Here is a 17,648-nt window from a genome sequence, read left to right on the forward strand (position 1 = left end):
AAACTTAGCTGGCACTCCTTAGTCTGGGTGCTTTTAGCCTTTGTTCTTGGAATAGTGATAAAAACTTTGTTCATCCACTAGACAAACAAGTCGCAATTTGATATTCTGGGTGTATAGTAAGCAACGTAACTTAAATAGAGTGCGATAGAAATGGAAAGCGGTTGCACACAAAATTTTGTTATTTCGCACAAACAGCTGTTATGCAGTACCAATAAGAATATTCAAGTTGATAAGGGAACATTTTCTATTCTTAAAATGATATGGGGATGAAGCTATGAATAAAGTTATGTCGAATAAGCTAATGATTGCTTTATATGTTTTACCGGCGCTTCTTTTAATTGGCGTGCTAATATTTATTCCATTAATTCTGTCAGGTTACTATGGGTTAATGAAATGGAATGGTATTGGGGCGATGGAGTTTATCGGGTTAGAGAATTATATAAAAGCCATTCAAGATGCAAAGTTTTGGGATAGTGCATGGCATTCGCTGTTATTAGCGATTTTTTCTACGCTTAGTCTTGTTATTTACCTGGCAATCTCTTTGATCCTGACGTCGAAAATTAAAGGTTCGGATATTTTAAGAAAAATATACTTAATACCAATGCTGTTATCTTCCGTTGCAATTGCCCAGCTTTGGATAAAAGTATTCAATCCAGCAAATGGGATCTTAAATAGTATATTAATGTCAATCGGGATTGATAATCCACCTGCATGGCTGGCGGAACCAAAGTTTGTGCTGTTTGCGATCTTTGTACCAATTCTATGGCAGTATGCTGGATTCTATATTTTGATCTATTACGCAGCATTAAAAAATATTCCAAATTCATTGATTGAGGCAGCTAAAATTGATGGGGCCTCTGCATTCCAAATTGCTTATAAAATTAAAGTACCTTTGATCATGGGGATTATAAAAGTAACCATTGTGTTAGCCATTGTCGGATCGTTGAAATACTTTGATCTTATTTATGTGATGACTGGTGGGGGACCGAATGGGGCTAGTGAGGTTATGGCCTCGTATATGTATAAGCTGGCCTTCTCTAATAACAATTTTGGATATGGAAGTGCCATCGGTTTCTTGTTACTAATTATCACCTTGATTGTTACCGTTATTGTTCGCAAACTGACTGCTTCTGATGAGGAAGTACAGTACTAGAAAGGAGCTATTACAATGAATCGTTTGGGATATATACTTCTTTATTTCTGTCTCGGGGTCATCGCTATATTCCAGATTTTCCCTATTGCTTGGCTGTTTTTGTTTTCACTAAAAGGTAACCGGGAGATATTCTCAGGGTCACCATTTGCTTTGCCACAAGAATTCCGTTGGGAAAACTACCAGAAGGTCTGGGAAGGCGGAATCGGTGTATACTTTTTTAATAGTGTCTGGATTACTGGCCTGGCCATTCTTATTACAGTTCTATTAGCTAGTATGGCTACCTTTGCAATAACCCGTATGAACTGGAAATTTAGCAAACTAGTATTAGGCTTATTTATGATTGGGCTGATGATTCCGATTCATTCCGCATTAATACCATTGTTTAATATGTTTCTGCACGTAAATCTAATTGATAATCCATTTTCCATCGTCATAACATATACGGCATATAATCTTCCCATTACCATGATGATATTATTGGGATTCTATTATACGTTGCCACGCGAAATTGAAGAAGCGGCAATCATTGATGGATGCTCGATTAATCGTTTGTTTTTCCGGATTATCCTTCCGATGACAACCCCGGTAATGTCGACCACGGTCATTATTAATATGATTTACAACTGGAATGAATTTGTCTTTGTCAATACGTTTATAAGCTCCGACAAGTATAAAACGCTAACAGTTGGTATCCAGAATTTTATTGGACAATATATGACCGACTGGGGAGCAATTGGTGCCACACTCATTATTAGTATTCTACCAATCTTGCTTGCATTTCTTTTCTTTAGCAATAAGGTTGTCGAAGGGATTTCCTCCAGTGCTGTAAAAGGCTAATAAAGTTTGCAACAAAAAGTATGATTTAGAAATGAGGGTATAACATGACTACTATTCGTAATCCGATTTTAACAGGTTTTCATCCAGATCCGAGCATTTGTCGTGCAGGAGAGGACTATTACATTGCCGTTTCTACATTTGAGTGGTTCCCCGGTGTAGGTATTTACCACTCAAAGGATTTAAAAAATTGGCGGTTAGCGGCTAGACCACTTAATCGTCTTAGTCAATTGGATATGAAAGGTAATCCGGATTCCGGTGGGGTTTGGGCACCAGCACTTTCCTATAGTGACGGTAAATTTTGGTTGATCTACACAGATGTTAAAGTAACAGAAGGACAGTGGAAAGACAGCCATAATTATCTTGTTATATGTGATACGATTGATGGTGAATGGTCCGATCCAGTATATTTAAATAGCTCTGGATTTGATCCATCCTTATTTCATGATGATGACGGAAAAAAGTATGTAGTAAATATGTTTTGGGATCACCGTGTAGGTCATCATAATTTCTATGGCATTGTACTACAAGAATATAGTACAGAAGAACAAAAGCTTATCGGAAAACGAGAAATAATTTTTAAGGGTACGGATGTAAAACTGACCGAAGCGCCACATCTATATAAACGAAATGGCTATTATTATTTGTTAACTGCAGAAGGCGGCACAAAATATGAACATCAAGCCACAATAGCCAGATCAACGCATCTTAAGGGGCCATATGAAGTCCATCCGGAAAATCCGTTAATTAGTTCGATGCCGTATCCTAGGAATCCATTACAGAAGGCTGGGCATGCTTCCATCGTGCAGACACATACAAATGAATGGTTTTTGGCTCATTTAACAGGTCGGCCACTGCCAAGAGATGAACAACCATTGCTTGACCCAAGGGGATATTGTCCACTTGGCAGAGAGACTGCTATCCAACGATTAGAATGGAAAAACGATTGGCCATATGTTGTAGGTGGTAATCAGCCGTCGCTTGAAATTGAAGGGCCTAATATCGATGAAGTAAGCTGGGGAAATGATGTTCCAGAGAAAGATGATTTTATGGATGATACGTTAAATCCGCATTTCCAAACGTTACGGATTCCATTGGGTGAGGAGATTGTTTCCTTACAAGACAACCCTGGACATGTAAGGCTTTATGGAAGGGAATCACTCACATCGAAATTCACCCAGGCTTTTGTTGCGCGACGCTGGCAGCATTTTAATTTTACTGCGGAAACAAAGGTACAATTTAACCCGGAAACATTTCAGCAATCTGCGGGGCTGGTGAACTATTATAACACACAAAACTGGACATCATTGCAAATCTCTTGGCATGAGGAAAAGGGAAGAATCCTCGAAATCATCTCCTGTGATAACTTTACGTTTGAGCAACCGTTAAGTGGAAAGGAAATCGTAATTGCGGAGAATGTTGATCATGTCTATCTCCGGGTTGACGTCAATACAAACACATATAGCTATTCGTATTCGTTTGATGGGGAGAGCTGGATAACGATACCTGTTACGTTTGATTCTCACAAGCTATCGGATGATTACATTCAAGGAGGAGGTTTCTTTACAGGAGCTTTTGTTGGCATGCAATGTCAAGATACTTCCGGCCAAAATAATTATGCCGATTTCGATTACTTCTATTATAAAGAAAAATAACGAAACAAAGATGTAAAAAACACATCATTATGGTGTGTTTTTTACATCTTTTGATTAATGTTGTGCGCGTTCCATTCTTTTAAATGCATGATAACAAAGCCACATCGTGATAAACGCATAGATGCTTCCGCCAAAGATGAAAGCTAGGGCAGGCAACATGCGCATAATGAAATAGATAGATATGAAACAGATAACGATCAGCAGACTGTGTAATGGATTGATTAACATGATGAAGAAAGCATTTTTAATGACTCTATTTACTTTCATATCATAATGGACATAAACAGGGAAAAGATAGAATACAAATAGGATAAAGATAAGCATAAACGCAAATAGTGGAATACGTATCCAATCAGATTGGTTTAGTTTTAGATAAAAGATGTCCATACCAATGATAGCACCAACAATAACCATGAATAAACCTAAAAGATTGCTTTTCCAAAACTCAGCTTTATAGTATTTCCAAAATGTTTTTAATAGCGGAAAGTCAGCATTTCCTTTAATCCATTGTCTTATAATACTAAACATGGCAACAGTTGCAGGAAAAAAACCGAGGACAATTCCCCCAGTTAATGAAAATAAAATCCACAAGAGCTGAAGATAAGCAAACTTTGTTATCCATTCTAAGGCATTGTATATAGCATTGTTGGTTGAATTCATGCTCCATTCTCCTTATTATCCCGTGTGTCATCATGAAACGAAGTTAGAACAAGGAGAGTCCATTCGTTGTTAACCATGTTGTGACTTCATTTAATACTGATATTTTTTGCTCCTGTATTTATTATACTGCAATCTATTTATTGTAACAACGCTTCCACAATGCTTCTTTTACCAAGATGTATGTGTATTGCCCAATATACTATTATTTAAATCTTAGTTCATCTAATAGACAAACTAATGAAAGATTGTTATACTTTATATATGTAAGCAGTTACATTTATGTGCAAAATATAAAACACTAGGAGGAACTAGTAAATGACTTATTTCACAAACATCAACAACATAAACTATGAAGGCCCAAAATCAACCAATCCTTATGCGTTTAAATTCTACAATCCCGAAGAAAAAATAGGCGGCAAATCGATGGAGGAATATCTTCGTTTTGCCGTAGCTTATTGGCATACGTTTACCATGGATGGTTCTGATCCATTTGGTGCAGGGAATATGATTCGACCATGGGATACGTATACAGGGATGGATTTGGCGAAAGCACGTGTCGATGCTGCATTTGAATTGTTTGAGAAGCTACATGTTCCATTCTTTTGCTTTCATGATGTAGATATTGCTCCAGAAGGCAGTAACTTACGAGAATCAAACCAAAACTTAGATACTATCGTCCATATGATGAAGGATTATATGAAAGATAGTAAAACAAAATTATTATGGAATACCGTTAATAATTTTACACATCCTCGTTTTGTACATGGTGCAGCATCTTCCAATAATGCCGATGTGTTCGCTTATGCTGCAGCTAAGGTAAAAAAAGGTTTAGAAATTGGCAAAGAGCTTGGAGCCGAAAATTATGTTTTTTGGGGTGGACGTGAAGGGTACGAAAGCCTGTTAAATACGGATTTGAAACTGGAAATGGATAACTTGGGCCGATTCTTCCACATGGCAGTGGATTACGCTAAGGAAATAGAGTTTGATGCTCAATTCCTAATTGAACCAAAACCGAAAGAGCCGACGACACACCAATATGATTTTGATGTTGCAACAGGCTTTGCTTTTCTACAAAATTATAACTTGCAGAATCACTTTAAATTCAATATTGAAGCAAATCATGCAACACTAGCTGGTCATACATTTGAACATGAATTGCGCTATGCTCGTGTGAACAACATGTTAGGCTCAGTGGATGCGAACCAGGGTGATCCGTTGTTAGGATGGGATACGGATGAATTTCCAACAGACTTGTATTCTACGACCTTGGCAATGTATGAAATTGTCAAAAATGGCGGGCTTGGCAGAGGCGGTCTGAACTTCGATGCGAAAGTGCGCCGGGGGTCATTTGAACCGGAAGATTTATTCTTAGCTCACATAGCCGGCATGGATAGCTTTGCTGTTGGATTGAAGGTAGCCCAAAAGCTGGTCGATGATAATGTATTTGAAAATATCTTAGATGATCGTTATAGCAGCTATAAAGAAGGCATTGGTTTAGATATTGTCGAAGGAAAAACAGATTTCCATAAACTTGAAGAACACGCCCTTGGCTTAACAGAAATCAATCATCAGTCTGGACGAGTAGAAACAATCAAAACAACGATTAATCAATACTTGTTGAACATATACGCTGGGGAAAAATAAAAGAGGTGCTGTCATGAAATATGTAATTGGTATCGATTTAGGAACTAGCGCGGTGAAACTATTGCTCGTGAATCAACAGGGTGAAGTAACAGAAGAAGTTTCTAAAGAATATCCATTGATTCAGGAAAAGGCTGGATATAGTGAACAGGATCCTCACGTATGGGTAGAGCAGACAATTGCAGGCCTGTCTGATCTCTTGCGCAACGCCGATTGCTCTAAAGAAGCTATTGAGGGGATCAGCTTTTCTGGTCAAATGCATGGACTTGTATTACTTGATGAACATAACGAGGTGTTACGTCCCGCTATTCTTTGGAACGATACACGGACAACCGAACAGTGTCAGCAGATTGAAGCAACTGTTGGGAAAGAACGCCTGCTGGAAATCACGAAAAACCCAGCATTAGAAGGATTTACCCTGCCTAAGCTGCTTTGGGTGAAAGAGAACGAACCAGCAACTTATCGCAAAGCCAATACGTTTGTATTACCTAAAGATTATTTGCGATACAAGCTCACTGGGGCATTGCATATGGAATATTCGGATGCTGCTGGGACCCTATTATTAAACGTTAGCGATAAAGCGTGGAGCAAGCAAATGTGTGCGTTACTTGATCTCGATTTATCCTTATGCCCGCCATTGGTAGAATCCACGGCTGAAGTAGGAACAATTTTAGCCGATGTGGCGCGAGCGACTGGTCTCCAAGAAGCAACGCGTGTATTTGCCGGAGGTGCCGATAATGCGTGTGGAGCGATTGGTTCCGGGATTTTGCAAGATGGAAAAACGTTATGCAGTATTGGGACATCTGGTGTAGTGCTATCTTATGAATCAAGTAATGACAAGGACTTTCAAGGGAAGGTACACTACTTTAACCATGGAGCCCCCAATGCTTATTATACGATGGGAGTAACGCTAGCAGCAGGATATAGTCTAAGCTGGTTCAAAGATGTGTTTGCTAAGGATGAAAGCTTTAAGGAACTGGTCAGTGAAGTGGGGGCGGTCCCTGTTGGTTCGAATGGGCTGTTGTTTACCCCATATGTTGTAGGAGAACGGACACCACATGCAGATGCTGCGATTCGTGCAAGCTTTATCGGTATGGATAGCTCCCACCGGAAAAGAGATTTTGTTCGAGCGGTGATGGAAGGAATTACATTTTCATTGAACGAGTCACTCGCCATTTTCCGAAAAAGTGGGAAGCAAATTGATACAATTGTTTCCACTGGTGGAGGTACAAAAAATGAGGACTGGCTCCAGATGCAGGCAGATATTTTTGATGCGACCATCATCAAGCTAGCGAGTGAGCAAGGACCAGGTATCGGAGCAGCCATGATTGCAGCAGTTGGCTGTGGCTGGTTTGACACACTCAATGATTGTGCGGATGTATTTTTACGTGTTGAGAGGGAGTTTTCACCGAATCGTGAGAACGTGGAACAATATAAGCAGCTATTCACACTTTATCAATCGATCTATCATCAGACAAAAGATATAAATCAACAACTTATGGAATTTCGACAATAATGTAAATAGGAAAGGCTATCTCAAAAAGTTTGCCGGTTGTGGGACACGCTTGAGATAGCTTTTTTTGAAAAGATTTGGACCTGCCGCAGTATAAATTACGATGGCAGGTTTAATGTATGAGTGGCTATGTGTTGATAGAGGGCCTTTAGAGGGAGGGCGCACACGACGTCACTCCTTCGTTTTCACCAATGAATAAGCGGTAATCCCTGCTGTAATAGGAATGATCAGAGCCAGGCCGATACCTGCACAAAGGATATTAATCATTTCAGCGGTGAATACTTTCGAATTTGCGATTTCGCCAACGGAGTAAGATAGATCCTTAAACCATATGAGCAATCCTAGGTAACTGCCAAAGAAGGCAAAAAATAATGTGTTCGTATCGGTTCCAAGGATATCCCTGCCAACACGCAAGCCGGATGTGAATAAATCTTTTCTGCTGATCAACGGGTTATGATTACATACTTCCCGCATTAACGAGGCAACGGAAATGGCAACTTCAGTAATCGCGCCGATAGTACTCATGATGATTACCGAGGCACCTACCTTCACAAAATCCACACCAATATAGAGGGAAAATACGCTGATTTCCTCTGTCTGTTCTTCGCTAAACCCTTGAAACATCGCTTTTTTCGTCACGATGACAATGAAAAGAAGTAAAATGACAATGGTAATCATCGTCGAAATGAATGCCGTTTTGGTGGTAATGTTTACTTCATTAATATAAAACAAACTAATCGAACTAATCAGCGTACATGCGATCAATGTCAGGATAATTGGATTGACATTTGGAATCGTCATAATGAGTATGGTAATAAGGAGTACGCCAAAATTCAGGAATAAGGCAATAAACGACCGTGCGCCTTTTTTTCCACCGACAAGGATCATTAATAGAAATAAAATAGCTGCCAGCCACACTAATGTATTCATGATTGAGCCTTCTTTCGCTTAACGAAAAATATAGACGTATATAGGGCGATCGGAATGGTGATCACGATGCCAATCCCACCGGCTAAGGCCCGCGCCAATTCCAGTGAAAGGTTCATGGAAAAGGAAAACGTCAATGGGGAAGCATTATTTAAATACAAAATTAGCATGGGAATGGAACCACTGACATATACAAAGAACAAAATATTTGTGATTGGACCCATGATATTCCTGCCAATCTCTTTTCCTGAGGTTTTTAATGCTTTATCGGATATGCTGGGCGTTGCCTCATATAGACCAAAGATGGATGAAGACATGGTAATGGCCACGTCCATGATGCCTCCCAGTGACCCGAGCAGCAATCCTGCCATAAACACCATTTTATAGGGACGGGTTAAAAATTGCATCTCTTCGTATCGAAGTCCGTTTTCGGAAGTTATCCACATCACCAGATACGTAACTAACATGGCAATCAACGTCCCCAAAAGTGTTGCGATGATAGCCGCGTATGTTTTTTCATTAAAACCGTTCACAAGTAACAGAGAAATAACCGTAAATAAAACGACGCTTATCCCACAGATTACTAACAACCGCGAGCTCTGGGTTTTCACATAAACATCCAGCGCGTAGGTTAATATCGTGGCATTAACAGCTAAGCTTATGATCGAGAACAGTCCCTGCCTTTTTCCAACGAGCAGTAAAATGAAGATAAATATCCAGGCGATCAGCAAAACATATTTATCGCGTTTGACGTCTTTGATACTTCCGGTTACATAGGTATGCTCGTTCTTGTTCTTATCGATCGAAACGAACAAATCATTGCCAACATGATATTCCTGGTCATAAGCTCCAGATGACGAATATGTATTTGTTAAGTGGATACGCTGTCCTTTTGCGTCGCCATTTTTCAATTCAGCGATGATCTGCTGCGTGAACAGCTTATCTTTATTATGCTGTTCATCCGTCACGTCCTTTGTTTTTACCAGTTCCGTTTTGACTATTTTAGCGATTGGACGATCATAGAATGCGTAATTATGATGCACGAAAACAATGGAGGCAACGAAACAAACTGCTAATATAATGAAGAAAAGAATCTGTTTATGTGATAGCTGCTTTAATTTGTTTAGGATAGCATTCAAAAACAAAACCTCCAACTGATTATGGAAACCGTTCGGCATTTTTCTAGCATGGAACACAGCTGACCTTAAAAATAGGACTGCGTTCATGATGGACTTAGAATAACGGAATGTTTTTTAATCGTCAAGGAAAGCTCCCCCGTGTTTGGTTGATAATATGGTTTGTGAGGTTAAAAATAGATGGAGTAATGAGGCGTGGGAGAGGACCAAGCAAGAAGGAGTGGGAAGTGATCGAGCCTGGTGTGGAAGGATTTCGAGAAAGTGGGCTGAGCGATCGAGGACAGGGGTTGAGCGCTCGGGAAAGTGGGCTGAGCGATCGAGGAAAGGAGTCGAGCACTCGGGAAAGTAGGCTGAGCGATCGAGGAAAGGAGTCGAGCGCTCGAGGAAGCGTTCTGAACGATCGAGACTTTGCACAAAACGGGCGGGAGTTGCACCAAAACGGGTCAGAGCCACGCTGAAACAGGGGAAGAGCGGGTTAATTTCACTTTTTGAATAATCTCGAACCGACGCCGCGTTCCCGCCCGCCTTAGACTTCATTTATTTTATAGCTGTTCCGACCGGATTGTTTGGCGCGGTATAGGGCGAGGTCGGCGTTTTTTAACATGGCATAGGGGCTTGTGTCTTGCCTGAAAAATATGGCAATTCCGAAACTTGCTGTTACATTTAGTTTATAGTCACCGATGGACCATGGCTCCTGCATCGCCTTTTGGATGTCTTTGGCAATGGATTCGGCAACATTTGGTGACGTGAGCTGTGGCAGGAGGATTACAAATTCATCCCCGCCAAGTCGGGCAACCAGATCATTTTTTCGGATACATTGACGTACACGCTTGCCGAACTCTGTAATGACTTCATCTCCTATATCGTGTCCCATTTGATCATTAATGTGTTTGAAATAATCAATATCCATCATGATAATGGCCAGTCCATCATCGTTCAAACGGCATTCTTTTAGGGCTTTGTTTAACCTTTTTTTGAGTAGTCGGCGGTTTGGCAATCTTGTTAATGGATCATGGTAGGCGAAATGCTCCAGTTCGGCCTCATATTCTTTTCGTAATGAAATATCTCTGGTAACAACGACCATGTGAATAAATCTGTCTTGATCATCAAATACTGGGGTTCCATGCAATTCTGACCATATCCATCCGCGCATTTGATGTTTTTGCCTGAATTCTCGAATCCAATGCTGTTTACGTTTGATTGACATGTGAAAGGAGTGTTTCAATTTCTCAATATCATCGGGATGGACATTATACGTAAAGTGTCTTTCAACATAATTCGAGTAAGGAAACCCCAGCACATCCAGGCAGGAGGGTGATAGATAGACGATCATCCCATGCGCATCAACCAATGTGATTAAATCAGATGAATTTTCCGCAATAATCCGGAAGCGGTTTTCACTTTCCTTAAATTTTTCTATTAGATTAACCCGTTCCGTGACATCTTTCATTATGATAAAAAGACCTGTGATTTCTTTGTTGATGACGATTGGTGAGAACTTTAGGGTTACCTGCATTTCTCTGCCAGATTTGCTGAGTCCGGTGACTTGAAAGTTTTGTGCATCACCTGTGATTGCCTGGTATAAGTGATGCTGTACTGTTGCCTGATCTTCAAGGCTGATAAGGGAAAAAAAGGATGTCCCGGCGAGTTCCTGTGGCGTATAGCCGGTAATCATTTGGGAGATGCGGTTCCCTGTTATCACTTGCCCTGTAAGATCCAGTGTATAGATGCCATCCGAATTGTATTCAAACAAGGAATGATACATCTGTGTGCTTTCTTCCAATTTCCCGTCTGTTTCTTTTAAGCCAAGTTCGGCCCGTTTTTGGTCAGATATGTCTTTCACCACGGCAACAATCATGTCACATGTGCCATTCGAATGAAACAGTGGGGTTAGTTCCGTTTGCGAATAATATTTTTCCCCAGATGATGAAACATAGGAATCTTCATACGTCACCGAGGCGCGCGTTTTCATCACTTTTTCATATTCCCGTATCATTCGTGTAGCGGTTTCCGCTGAATTTACCGCTTGCAGGCTTTGTCCTAATACATGCTTTGTCAATCCTGTTCGTTCCATGGCAGCACGATTCATAAAGTGATAGTAAAACATGTTTTTTTCATCAATACGAATGACGAAAACCATGTCTTGCATTCCGTCCATCAATACTTTTTGAAATATTTTTTCTGAATGATGCATCGACCATCTTCCTCATATTGTTATAAGTAGTTCTATACGCATGCTTACCCTATTTCAGCAGTCTCAAATCGATATCAAGTCTTACAATGGATGATTGTGTAAATAGGCATATGGGTTTTCTTTTAGAAAGTTGGTATCTGGTATTTCCTGGTTCAACTTCTTTAAAACAGTCATTTTATTCAATATACCCGCGAGTCGATTTTTATCTTTCTCACCCATCGTTAAGGCTATGCCATAAAAGAATGTGTCTGCTTTTCCTTCGTTCTTCCAAAGGAGTTTTCCATCGACATCAAATAACGCATTCATCAGTGAGAGTTGAAAGTTGAATGTAATAGCGGTATTGACTGGTAGCCTTAACGGTGACAGTATTTTAATGCCACCAAGACTAATATTTTCAATTAAAATAGCTGCATAGCCAAGGTTGACCTTTTTATGATTCACTTCTGTAATTCGCATTTTTGCTTTCAGATAATAAGGAAATGTAAAGCGGAAATACTCTCTGCGTTCCACTTCCGACTGCTGCGAAAGTTTTCGTTTCAATGGTTTCAGGGTGCCAGCCTGCATCATTTGTTCAAATTCGGTTACTCGTACAGGTTTGGAAAAAAGAAACCCCTGAATGACATCACATTCTTTCTGCAGCAGAAATTCATATTGGCCATACTCCTCGACACCTTCAGCGACCGTCTTCATGCCCAATCCTTTTGCCAAATGCAATACAGCTGCAACAATAGCTGCGTCTTTATGATTGGCTTCGTGTGTGTGGTTAATAAAGAGCCGATCAATTTTTAGTGTATCTGCTTGAAACTCGTGCAGATATTCTAAGGATGCAAATCCAGTTCCAAAGTCATCAATGGCAATGGATACGCCCATTTCTCTTAATTCTGCCAACGTGGTAAGCACACGTTGCTCTGTTTTTAATAGAAATCCTTCTGTAATTTCCAATTCCAAATATTTTGCAGGGATCTGGAAGTGTTCCAAGTAATGTTGAATTGTTTCCGCCAATCCTTTTTTCAAAAAACGGATGGGCGAGATGTTAATGGAAATGGGACGCAGCGTATAATCTCTATCCTTCCACTCCCGTAATTGCCGGCATACGGTTTTGATCACCCAATCACCCAATTCCTGAATCAGGTGATTTTCCTCTGCTATCGGGATGAACTCACCTGGCGAAACCAAGCCCCATTCATCATGATGCCAGCGGATTAACGCTTCAGCTCCTTCGATGAAGCCAGTCTTCGTATTTACTTTAGGCTGGTAGTATAATTCAAATTCCTCCAGCTTAATGGCTTGCCGCAAATCCTTTTCCAGTAAATATCGTTTATACGACGAGATATCTTTGGTAAACGAATAGAGCTGAAAATTATTTTTACCCAGCTGTTTTGCCTGGTAAAGCGCGGAGTAGGCACTTTCCATTACGGTTAGTTTGTCATCTCCGTTTTTCGGAAAGAAGCTAATGCCAATGCTTGCTGTGATGTGTAACTCGTATCCTTTTACGTCCAACGATGCACTCACATGGTTGATAATGGATTCCGCAAAATCAATGATATCTTTCTCACTGGGGTAGTTTTGGATAATGATAACAAAATCATTCCCGCTAACCCTGGATAAAAAGCTGTTATTTGGCATCATTGCTTGTAATCTATTGGTAACCTGGATTAATGCTTCATCACCAGTTTGGTATCCTAAGGCATGATTGATTTGGGTGAAATTGTCCAAATCTAAATACAATAATGCGAACGTACCTGGTCGTTGTTGATCGCACAACTTGTCCAGTTTATGATAAAGACTGCGCTGGTTAGGCAAAGATGTCAATGGATCGTTGGTAGCGTGATAATCGAGCTGTTCTCGGAGTTTCATTTGGTCTGTAATGTCAATTTGCACCCCAAATATACTCACAAGCTCGTCAACTTGATTCATCCAGGGTACGGTCTGATCATACACCCATTTGATTGACCCATCACCACAATGGATCCGGTATTCATGATTTAGCACTTTACCTCGGGCCAATAATTGCTGCTTGCGTTGTACTTCTGCACGATCTTCCTCGTGAATGGACGCTTCCCAAAAGGTCGGGTCATCGTATAAACGCTGTAGCGGATACTGATAAATCTGCTCGGTCCCTTTTGAAATGAAAGTGTGTGCATCAGGTACGACATCTTTCAGCCAAACTGCGGCCTCTAGATGATCGAAAATATAGCGAAAACGATGGATGGTATCGTTTAATTTGTTTTCGTTTTGTCGTTCATTGGTATCGTCTCTAATCACCCCAACCAGTTTAAATGGCTTGTTGTCTTTCCATGTTGTATCTGCTTGGACTTTCATATGGCGCAATTCCTTTGTTTGGCCATGGTAAAAGCGAAACGATGTCGCATAACTTGTTCCAATGTCAGTTGCCTGGTTAACAAGGTTCCATGTTTGTTCATAATCGTCAGGGTGTACCAATTCAAATGGCTTTTCCATTGGCATATGCTCGGTTCGTTGAATGCCAAATAAGCGATAGAAATTATCCGAACAAATCAACTGATTATCGTCAATCACATACTCCCAGCTGCCGATATTAGCTATTTGCTGGGCATGGCACAAATGCTGTTCGCTTACTTCCAGTGCTTGGACGACTTGTTTATATTCCGTTATGTTTTTGATAATGAGATAAACGCCTTCTGTTGTTTGTTTTGCTACGGTAATTGGGATAAAGGTTAAGACAAGCTGAAGCATGTGACCCTGTCGATGTTTTATTTTAATGTCGTGTCTTTCAGTATTTCCTGCGAGTGCTTGATAAAACGTTGTTGCCAGTTTGTTGTAGATGTCTGTTGCGACCAGTTTGTTAAATATCAATTTTTTATGTACAGGAAAACCTAGTAGCTCGTTAATACTGCTTCGGTTTTGCGATAAGATTTCTCCTTCTGGTGACAACACCAGAATTAAGTCCGGGTGATTCATTGCTAATGATTGATAATAGTTTAATAGGACCGATTCATTTGGAAGCAGATTCTGTTCACCACATCTGCCTGTATGCGAGTCATCCTTCGTTTTTTGGAATAGCTGTCTTAAAAAATTTGTTCGTTTAGGAGTGGAATTCGTCATTAAATTTCTCCCCTTCTGCGTTATTGATGTTACAGTTTCGCTTCAAATGTAATGTTTACGTAACATCAGTATAGTATAAAAGACCTGTTTGTGAAAGAGGTTTTTACTGTTTTGATGTTGCATTTAGTGAAAACACAGTAAGCGACTTATTACCTATTTATAGCAATTAAAAAACAGTTCTTTTTGCCCCTATTGACTAGGGTGATAATACCATATAATGTATAATTAGATGAGTTATTTCCCAGCGTGTGAAGACTAGAGGTGAACAAATGGTTTACGGTATTGATAATCAAATCACAACCCTACAAAGTGCCACTTATTCCACGAATCAGCAGCTTATTCAAAAACGGGATGATTTGGAACGATTGAAGACGACCTTTAAACAGGTGGAAAATTATCAGGAAGAGTTTCAAATCAATCAGCGGTATTGCTTTGAACCAGAACTGACCGTACATACATGGAATGGCCAACAGGCGAGCCAATTCCAGGATTTTCGACATCAGGACTTGCAGGAGAGCTACCAATCGATCGTACAGCGACAGTTCGAGCATATCATTAGCCAATTAGCGGATAAAATGGAAGAAATCAGGGTATCTATTGGTGACTTACAGCGTGAATATGTGGCTAAGAATACGCGATTAAGTGATTTACGAGCAGCAAACAGGGGGGCTGAATAAGACATGAATACACAAATCAAAATAGATTTTGCCAATGTGGAACAGGTCATGATCGACTTGCAAACAACCGCTCAGGAGCTGGAACCAGTCAGTATCCCACCAATCCACGCTGGCCAGCTTGATATGATTGATACATTAAACGGCATTAATCAGGAACTGGATGATATTTTAACGTCGTATCAAACATTATTAATGAATAATAATGATGCAGCAAGCCGCTCGGTAGAATCGATGAAGGCAACCGATGAACAAGCAGCTCAAGAAATACAGTTATTTGATTGAGGCTTACTGGTGCATTATCAAAGCAGGAGAGGCACGTCCGGATGAAGGATTTGCTTCTTTTTTGATACCTTAGGAAAATTCAGATGGGGGATAATCGCAATTCAGGGAGGAATTTTGTGAAAAAGGCCATACCACTGAAGGAATACTATTACGACAAATCATTACATGTGCAAACAGGACAAGCTAATATCATCACCTATCCGGATTCGTTGCATCATAATCCATACGAGCCAACTCCCTATACCGCACTGGAAGCATTGTTTGCCGAATATGAATTAAGGTATGGAAGTCAAGTCGTTGATTTTGGCTGTGGCAAGGGGCGTTTGAGTTTTTATTTGCATCATTATCACCGAGTGGCTGTAAAAGGAATCGAAATGGATCAGGTCTTGTTAGACGAAGCAAAGGCAAATTTACGCAGCTATTTACAGTATGCGAAAAATCGCGGGTGTACCATTCAATTCCTTGATTGCCTGGCGGAGGATTACCGAATTACTCCTGAGGATACGCATTTTTACTTTTTTAATCCGTTTTCGGTGACTATTTTCCAGCAGGTCGTTTATCATATTTTGGCATCTGTTGAAGATGTGAAACGGAAAGTTGATTTGATTTTGTATTATCCAAATGTGGAATATGAGAACTTTTTGGGAAGTGATACAATATTTACATTGAAGCGGGAAGTAGTGGTGCCAGGGTTGATTGAGCAGGATTCGCGGGAGCGGTTTTTGGTTTATGGGTTGGAGTGAACGTTGATAGATTCGACAACTAATCATACTATTTCCCGGGAAATATCGACAGGCAATATTTTTTCTTCTAACAAATGACGGGCTTTTTCGACTAGTTGATGAACGGTGTAGCAGTATCGATCACACAAAAATAGGAAAAACCGAAACAATACAGTTCCGGCTTTTCCTATACTAATTCACTAATCCCAATTCTTTCAACCCGTTAAAAATCCCGGAATCTTCGACTGAAGTTGTCTTTCGATTGGCATATTGTAACAGATCCGGATTCGCATTTCCCATTGCAAAGCCTTCCCCAACTGCTTGGAGCATTTCCTTGTCGTTCATTCCATCTCCAAAGGCAATGGCACGTTCTTTCGGCATATCTAAACGATTTAGTACGCGCTTGATTGCTTCCCCTTTGTTTACCGTTTTACGAATGATGTCGTAGCAATGTTCGACACCGGTTATGTTTACTTGAGAAAGATGAATCGTTGCATCGATATCGTAATGCACAATGGCTTCTGATTTCATGTTAATTATCGTTGCACCAAGAACCTTATCCATAATGTCAGGTGTAAAGTATTCATTTTTCTTCATTTGAAACGTCTCGATGAATTGATTTACTTCAGGTGTATCCAATGCCGTGAAATAATTCTTTTCGTCTGTATAGAATACAATCTCCTGGCCATGTTCGGCTGTAATTTGCAAAAACGCTGCAACCGTGTCCGGATTCATCGGTTCATCAATAATCGATTCTTTTTGGTAGATGGCATGGGCCCCGTTATAGCCAATAAACGAGGTAATTCTAAGTTCATCAGCCAATTCAGCAATCTCATGAATTGGACGGCCAGTTGCCAGAAAAACTTCAATTCCATTTTCTTGAAGTTGGTTAATAGCATCCTTGGTTGAGCTTGTATAAGTATGGTCTGGTTTTAGTATGGTTCCGTCGATGTCGAGGAAAAGTATTTTGTATGGCATGGTGGTCTCCTTTTGCTTGTGAGTAAGTTATTCTATGATGAGTTTAACATATTTGGTGGGAGAAGGGGGGAAGGACGGGATGCTAGAGTGCTATCCGATAGTTCCCCCGTCATTGGTAAGTGTAAAATATTTCTCGAGGGTATTTGAGCGATATTCTAGCCAAAAAAGAAAAGGCACTCTATCATAAAATGT

The 17,648-nt window shown here is 40.2% G+C and carries 14 protein-coding genes; 8 read left to right on the top strand and 6 right to left on the bottom strand.

Going from position 1 to position 17,648, the window contains the following annotated elements; genetic code table 11:
- Window positions 1–274 precede the first annotated feature (274 nt).
- The 3 genes from WMZ97_RS06750 to WMZ97_RS06760 are packed head-to-tail and all read left to right on the top strand — an operon-like array spanning window position 275 to window position 3,642.
- Entirely contained in the window at window positions 275–1,153 is an 879-nt protein-coding gene (locus WMZ97_RS06750) for a carbohydrate ABC transporter permease (protein WP_343271321.1), read from the top strand.
- 15 nt (window positions 1,154–1,168) lie between these two features.
- Window positions 1,169–1,990 carry a carbohydrate ABC transporter permease gene (locus WMZ97_RS06755; RefSeq protein WP_343271322.1) on the top strand — a complete coding sequence of 274 codons (822 nt, stop codon included), beginning with the start codon at window positions 1,169–1,171 and terminating at the stop codon, window positions 1,988–1,990.
- Between the two features lie 44 nt (window positions 1,991–2,034).
- A complete protein-coding gene (locus tag WMZ97_RS06760) occupies window positions 2,035–3,642 on the top strand; it encodes a glycoside hydrolase family 43 protein (protein WP_343271323.1) in 1,608 nt (535 codons plus the stop codon).
- A 54-nt stretch (window positions 3,643–3,696) separates the two neighbouring features.
- Here the strand turns inward: WMZ97_RS06760 and WMZ97_RS06765 are convergent, their stop codons facing one another.
- On the bottom strand, window positions 3,697–4,302 hold the full coding sequence (locus tag WMZ97_RS06765; protein ID WP_343271324.1) for a YesL family protein: 606 nt from the start codon (window positions 4,300–4,302) through the stop codon (window positions 3,697–3,699).
- Window positions 4,303–4,617: 315 nt separating this feature from the next.
- On the opposite strand from WMZ97_RS06765, the gene xylA reads away from it, so the two are divergent.
- On the top strand, window positions 4,618–5,946 hold the full coding sequence (xylA, locus tag WMZ97_RS06770) for a xylose isomerase (RefSeq protein WP_343271325.1): 1,329 nt from the start codon (window positions 4,618–4,620) through the stop codon (window positions 5,944–5,946).
- A 13-nt stretch (window positions 5,947–5,959) separates the two neighbouring features.
- Window positions 5,960–7,459, top strand: a complete 1,500-nt coding sequence (xylB, locus tag WMZ97_RS06775) for a xylulokinase (RefSeq protein WP_343271326.1) — start codon at window positions 5,960–5,962, stop codon at window positions 7,457–7,459.
- A gap of 168 nt (window positions 7,460–7,627) precedes the next feature.
- On the opposite strand, the gene WMZ97_RS06780 is transcribed toward xylB, so the two are convergent.
- From WMZ97_RS06780 to WMZ97_RS06795, 4 genes are all read right to left on the bottom strand, one after another.
- Window positions 7,628–8,386 carry a YibE/F family protein gene (locus tag WMZ97_RS06780; protein ID WP_343271327.1) on the bottom strand — a complete coding sequence of 253 codons (759 nt, stop codon included), beginning with the start codon at window positions 8,384–8,386 and terminating at the stop codon, window positions 7,628–7,630.
- Window positions 8,383–9,522 carry a YibE/F family protein gene (locus WMZ97_RS06785; RefSeq protein WP_343271328.1) on the bottom strand — a complete coding sequence of 380 codons (1,140 nt, stop codon included), beginning with the start codon at window positions 9,520–9,522 and terminating at the stop codon, window positions 8,383–8,385. Before WMZ97_RS06785 ends, WMZ97_RS06780 begins: the two co-directional genes overlap by 4 nt.
- Window positions 9,523–10,045: 523 nt before the next feature.
- Window positions 10,046–11,713 carry a sensor domain-containing protein gene (locus tag WMZ97_RS06790; RefSeq protein WP_343271329.1) on the bottom strand — a complete coding sequence of 556 codons (1,668 nt, stop codon included), beginning with the start codon at window positions 11,711–11,713 and terminating at the stop codon, window positions 10,046–10,048.
- Between the two features lie 81 nt (window positions 11,714–11,794).
- A complete protein-coding gene (locus tag WMZ97_RS06795) occupies window positions 11,795–14,797 on the bottom strand; it encodes an EAL domain-containing protein (RefSeq protein ID WP_343271330.1) in 3,003 nt (1,000 codons plus the stop codon).
- 269 nt (window positions 14,798–15,066) lie between these two features.
- On the opposite strand from WMZ97_RS06795, the gene WMZ97_RS06800 reads away from it, so the two are divergent.
- From WMZ97_RS06800 to WMZ97_RS06810, 3 genes are all read left to right on the top strand, one after another.
- Window positions 15,067–15,474, top strand: a complete 408-nt coding sequence (locus tag WMZ97_RS06800) for a YwqH-like family protein (RefSeq protein ID WP_343271331.1) — start codon at window positions 15,067–15,069, stop codon at window positions 15,472–15,474.
- A gap of 3 nt (window positions 15,475–15,477) precedes the next feature.
- Entirely contained in the window at window positions 15,478–15,756 is a 279-nt protein-coding gene (locus WMZ97_RS06805; protein ID WP_343271332.1) for a YwqI/YxiC family protein, read from the top strand.
- A 116-nt stretch (window positions 15,757–15,872) separates the two neighbouring features.
- A complete protein-coding gene (locus WMZ97_RS06810) occupies window positions 15,873–16,499 on the top strand; it encodes an SAM-dependent methyltransferase (RefSeq protein ID WP_343271333.1) in 627 nt (208 codons plus the stop codon).
- Window positions 16,500–16,670: 171 nt separating this feature from the next.
- On the opposite strand, the gene WMZ97_RS06815 is transcribed toward WMZ97_RS06810, so the two are convergent.
- On the bottom strand, window positions 16,671–17,456 hold the full coding sequence (locus tag WMZ97_RS06815; RefSeq protein ID WP_343271334.1) for an HAD family hydrolase: 786 nt from the start codon (window positions 17,454–17,456) through the stop codon (window positions 16,671–16,673).
- Between the last annotated feature and the right edge of the window lie 192 nt (window positions 17,457–17,648).

The sequence above is a fragment of the Lentibacillus songyuanensis genome, assembly GCF_039548255.1.
In the GTDB taxonomy this organism is placed as follows: Bacteria; Bacillota; Bacilli; order Bacillales; family Amphibacillaceae; genus Lentibacillus_C; species Lentibacillus_C songyuanensis.

Excerpts from the sequence above, each read along its gene's own strand:
- WMZ97_RS06795 (WP_343271330.1), bottom strand. The coding sequence starts at position 14,797 with ATGACGAATTCCACTCCTAAACGAACAAATTTTTTAAGACAGCTATTC.
- WMZ97_RS06815 (WP_343271334.1), bottom strand. The coding sequence starts at position 17,456 with ATGCCATACAAAATACTTTTCCTCGACATCGACGGAACCATACTAAAA.
- WMZ97_RS06800 (WP_343271331.1), top strand. The coding sequence starts at position 15,067 with ATGGTTTACGGTATTGATAATCAAATCACAACCCTACAAAGTGCCACT.
- WMZ97_RS06805 (WP_343271332.1), top strand. The coding sequence starts at position 15,478 with ATGAATACACAAATCAAAATAGATTTTGCCAATGTGGAACAGGTCATG.
- xylA (WP_343271325.1), top strand. The coding sequence starts at position 4,618 with ATGACTTATTTCACAAACATCAACAACATAAACTATGAAGGCCCAAAA.
- WMZ97_RS06790 (WP_343271329.1), bottom strand. The coding sequence starts at position 11,713 with ATGCATCATTCAGAAAAAATATTTCAAAAAGTATTGATGGACGGAATG.
- WMZ97_RS06750 (WP_343271321.1), top strand. The coding sequence starts at position 275 with ATGAATAAAGTTATGTCGAATAAGCTAATGATTGCTTTATATGTTTTA.
- WMZ97_RS06755 (WP_343271322.1), top strand. The coding sequence starts at position 1,169 with ATGAATCGTTTGGGATATATACTTCTTTATTTCTGTCTCGGGGTCATC.
- WMZ97_RS06760 (WP_343271323.1), top strand. The coding sequence starts at position 2,035 with ATGACTACTATTCGTAATCCGATTTTAACAGGTTTTCATCCAGATCCG.
- xylB (WP_343271326.1), top strand. The coding sequence starts at position 5,960 with ATGAAATATGTAATTGGTATCGATTTAGGAACTAGCGCGGTGAAACTA.
- WMZ97_RS06765 (WP_343271324.1), bottom strand. The coding sequence starts at position 4,302 with ATGAATTCAACCAACAATGCTATATACAATGCCTTAGAATGGATAACA.
- WMZ97_RS06780 (WP_343271327.1), bottom strand. The coding sequence starts at position 8,386 with ATGAATACATTAGTGTGGCTGGCAGCTATTTTATTTCTATTAATGATC.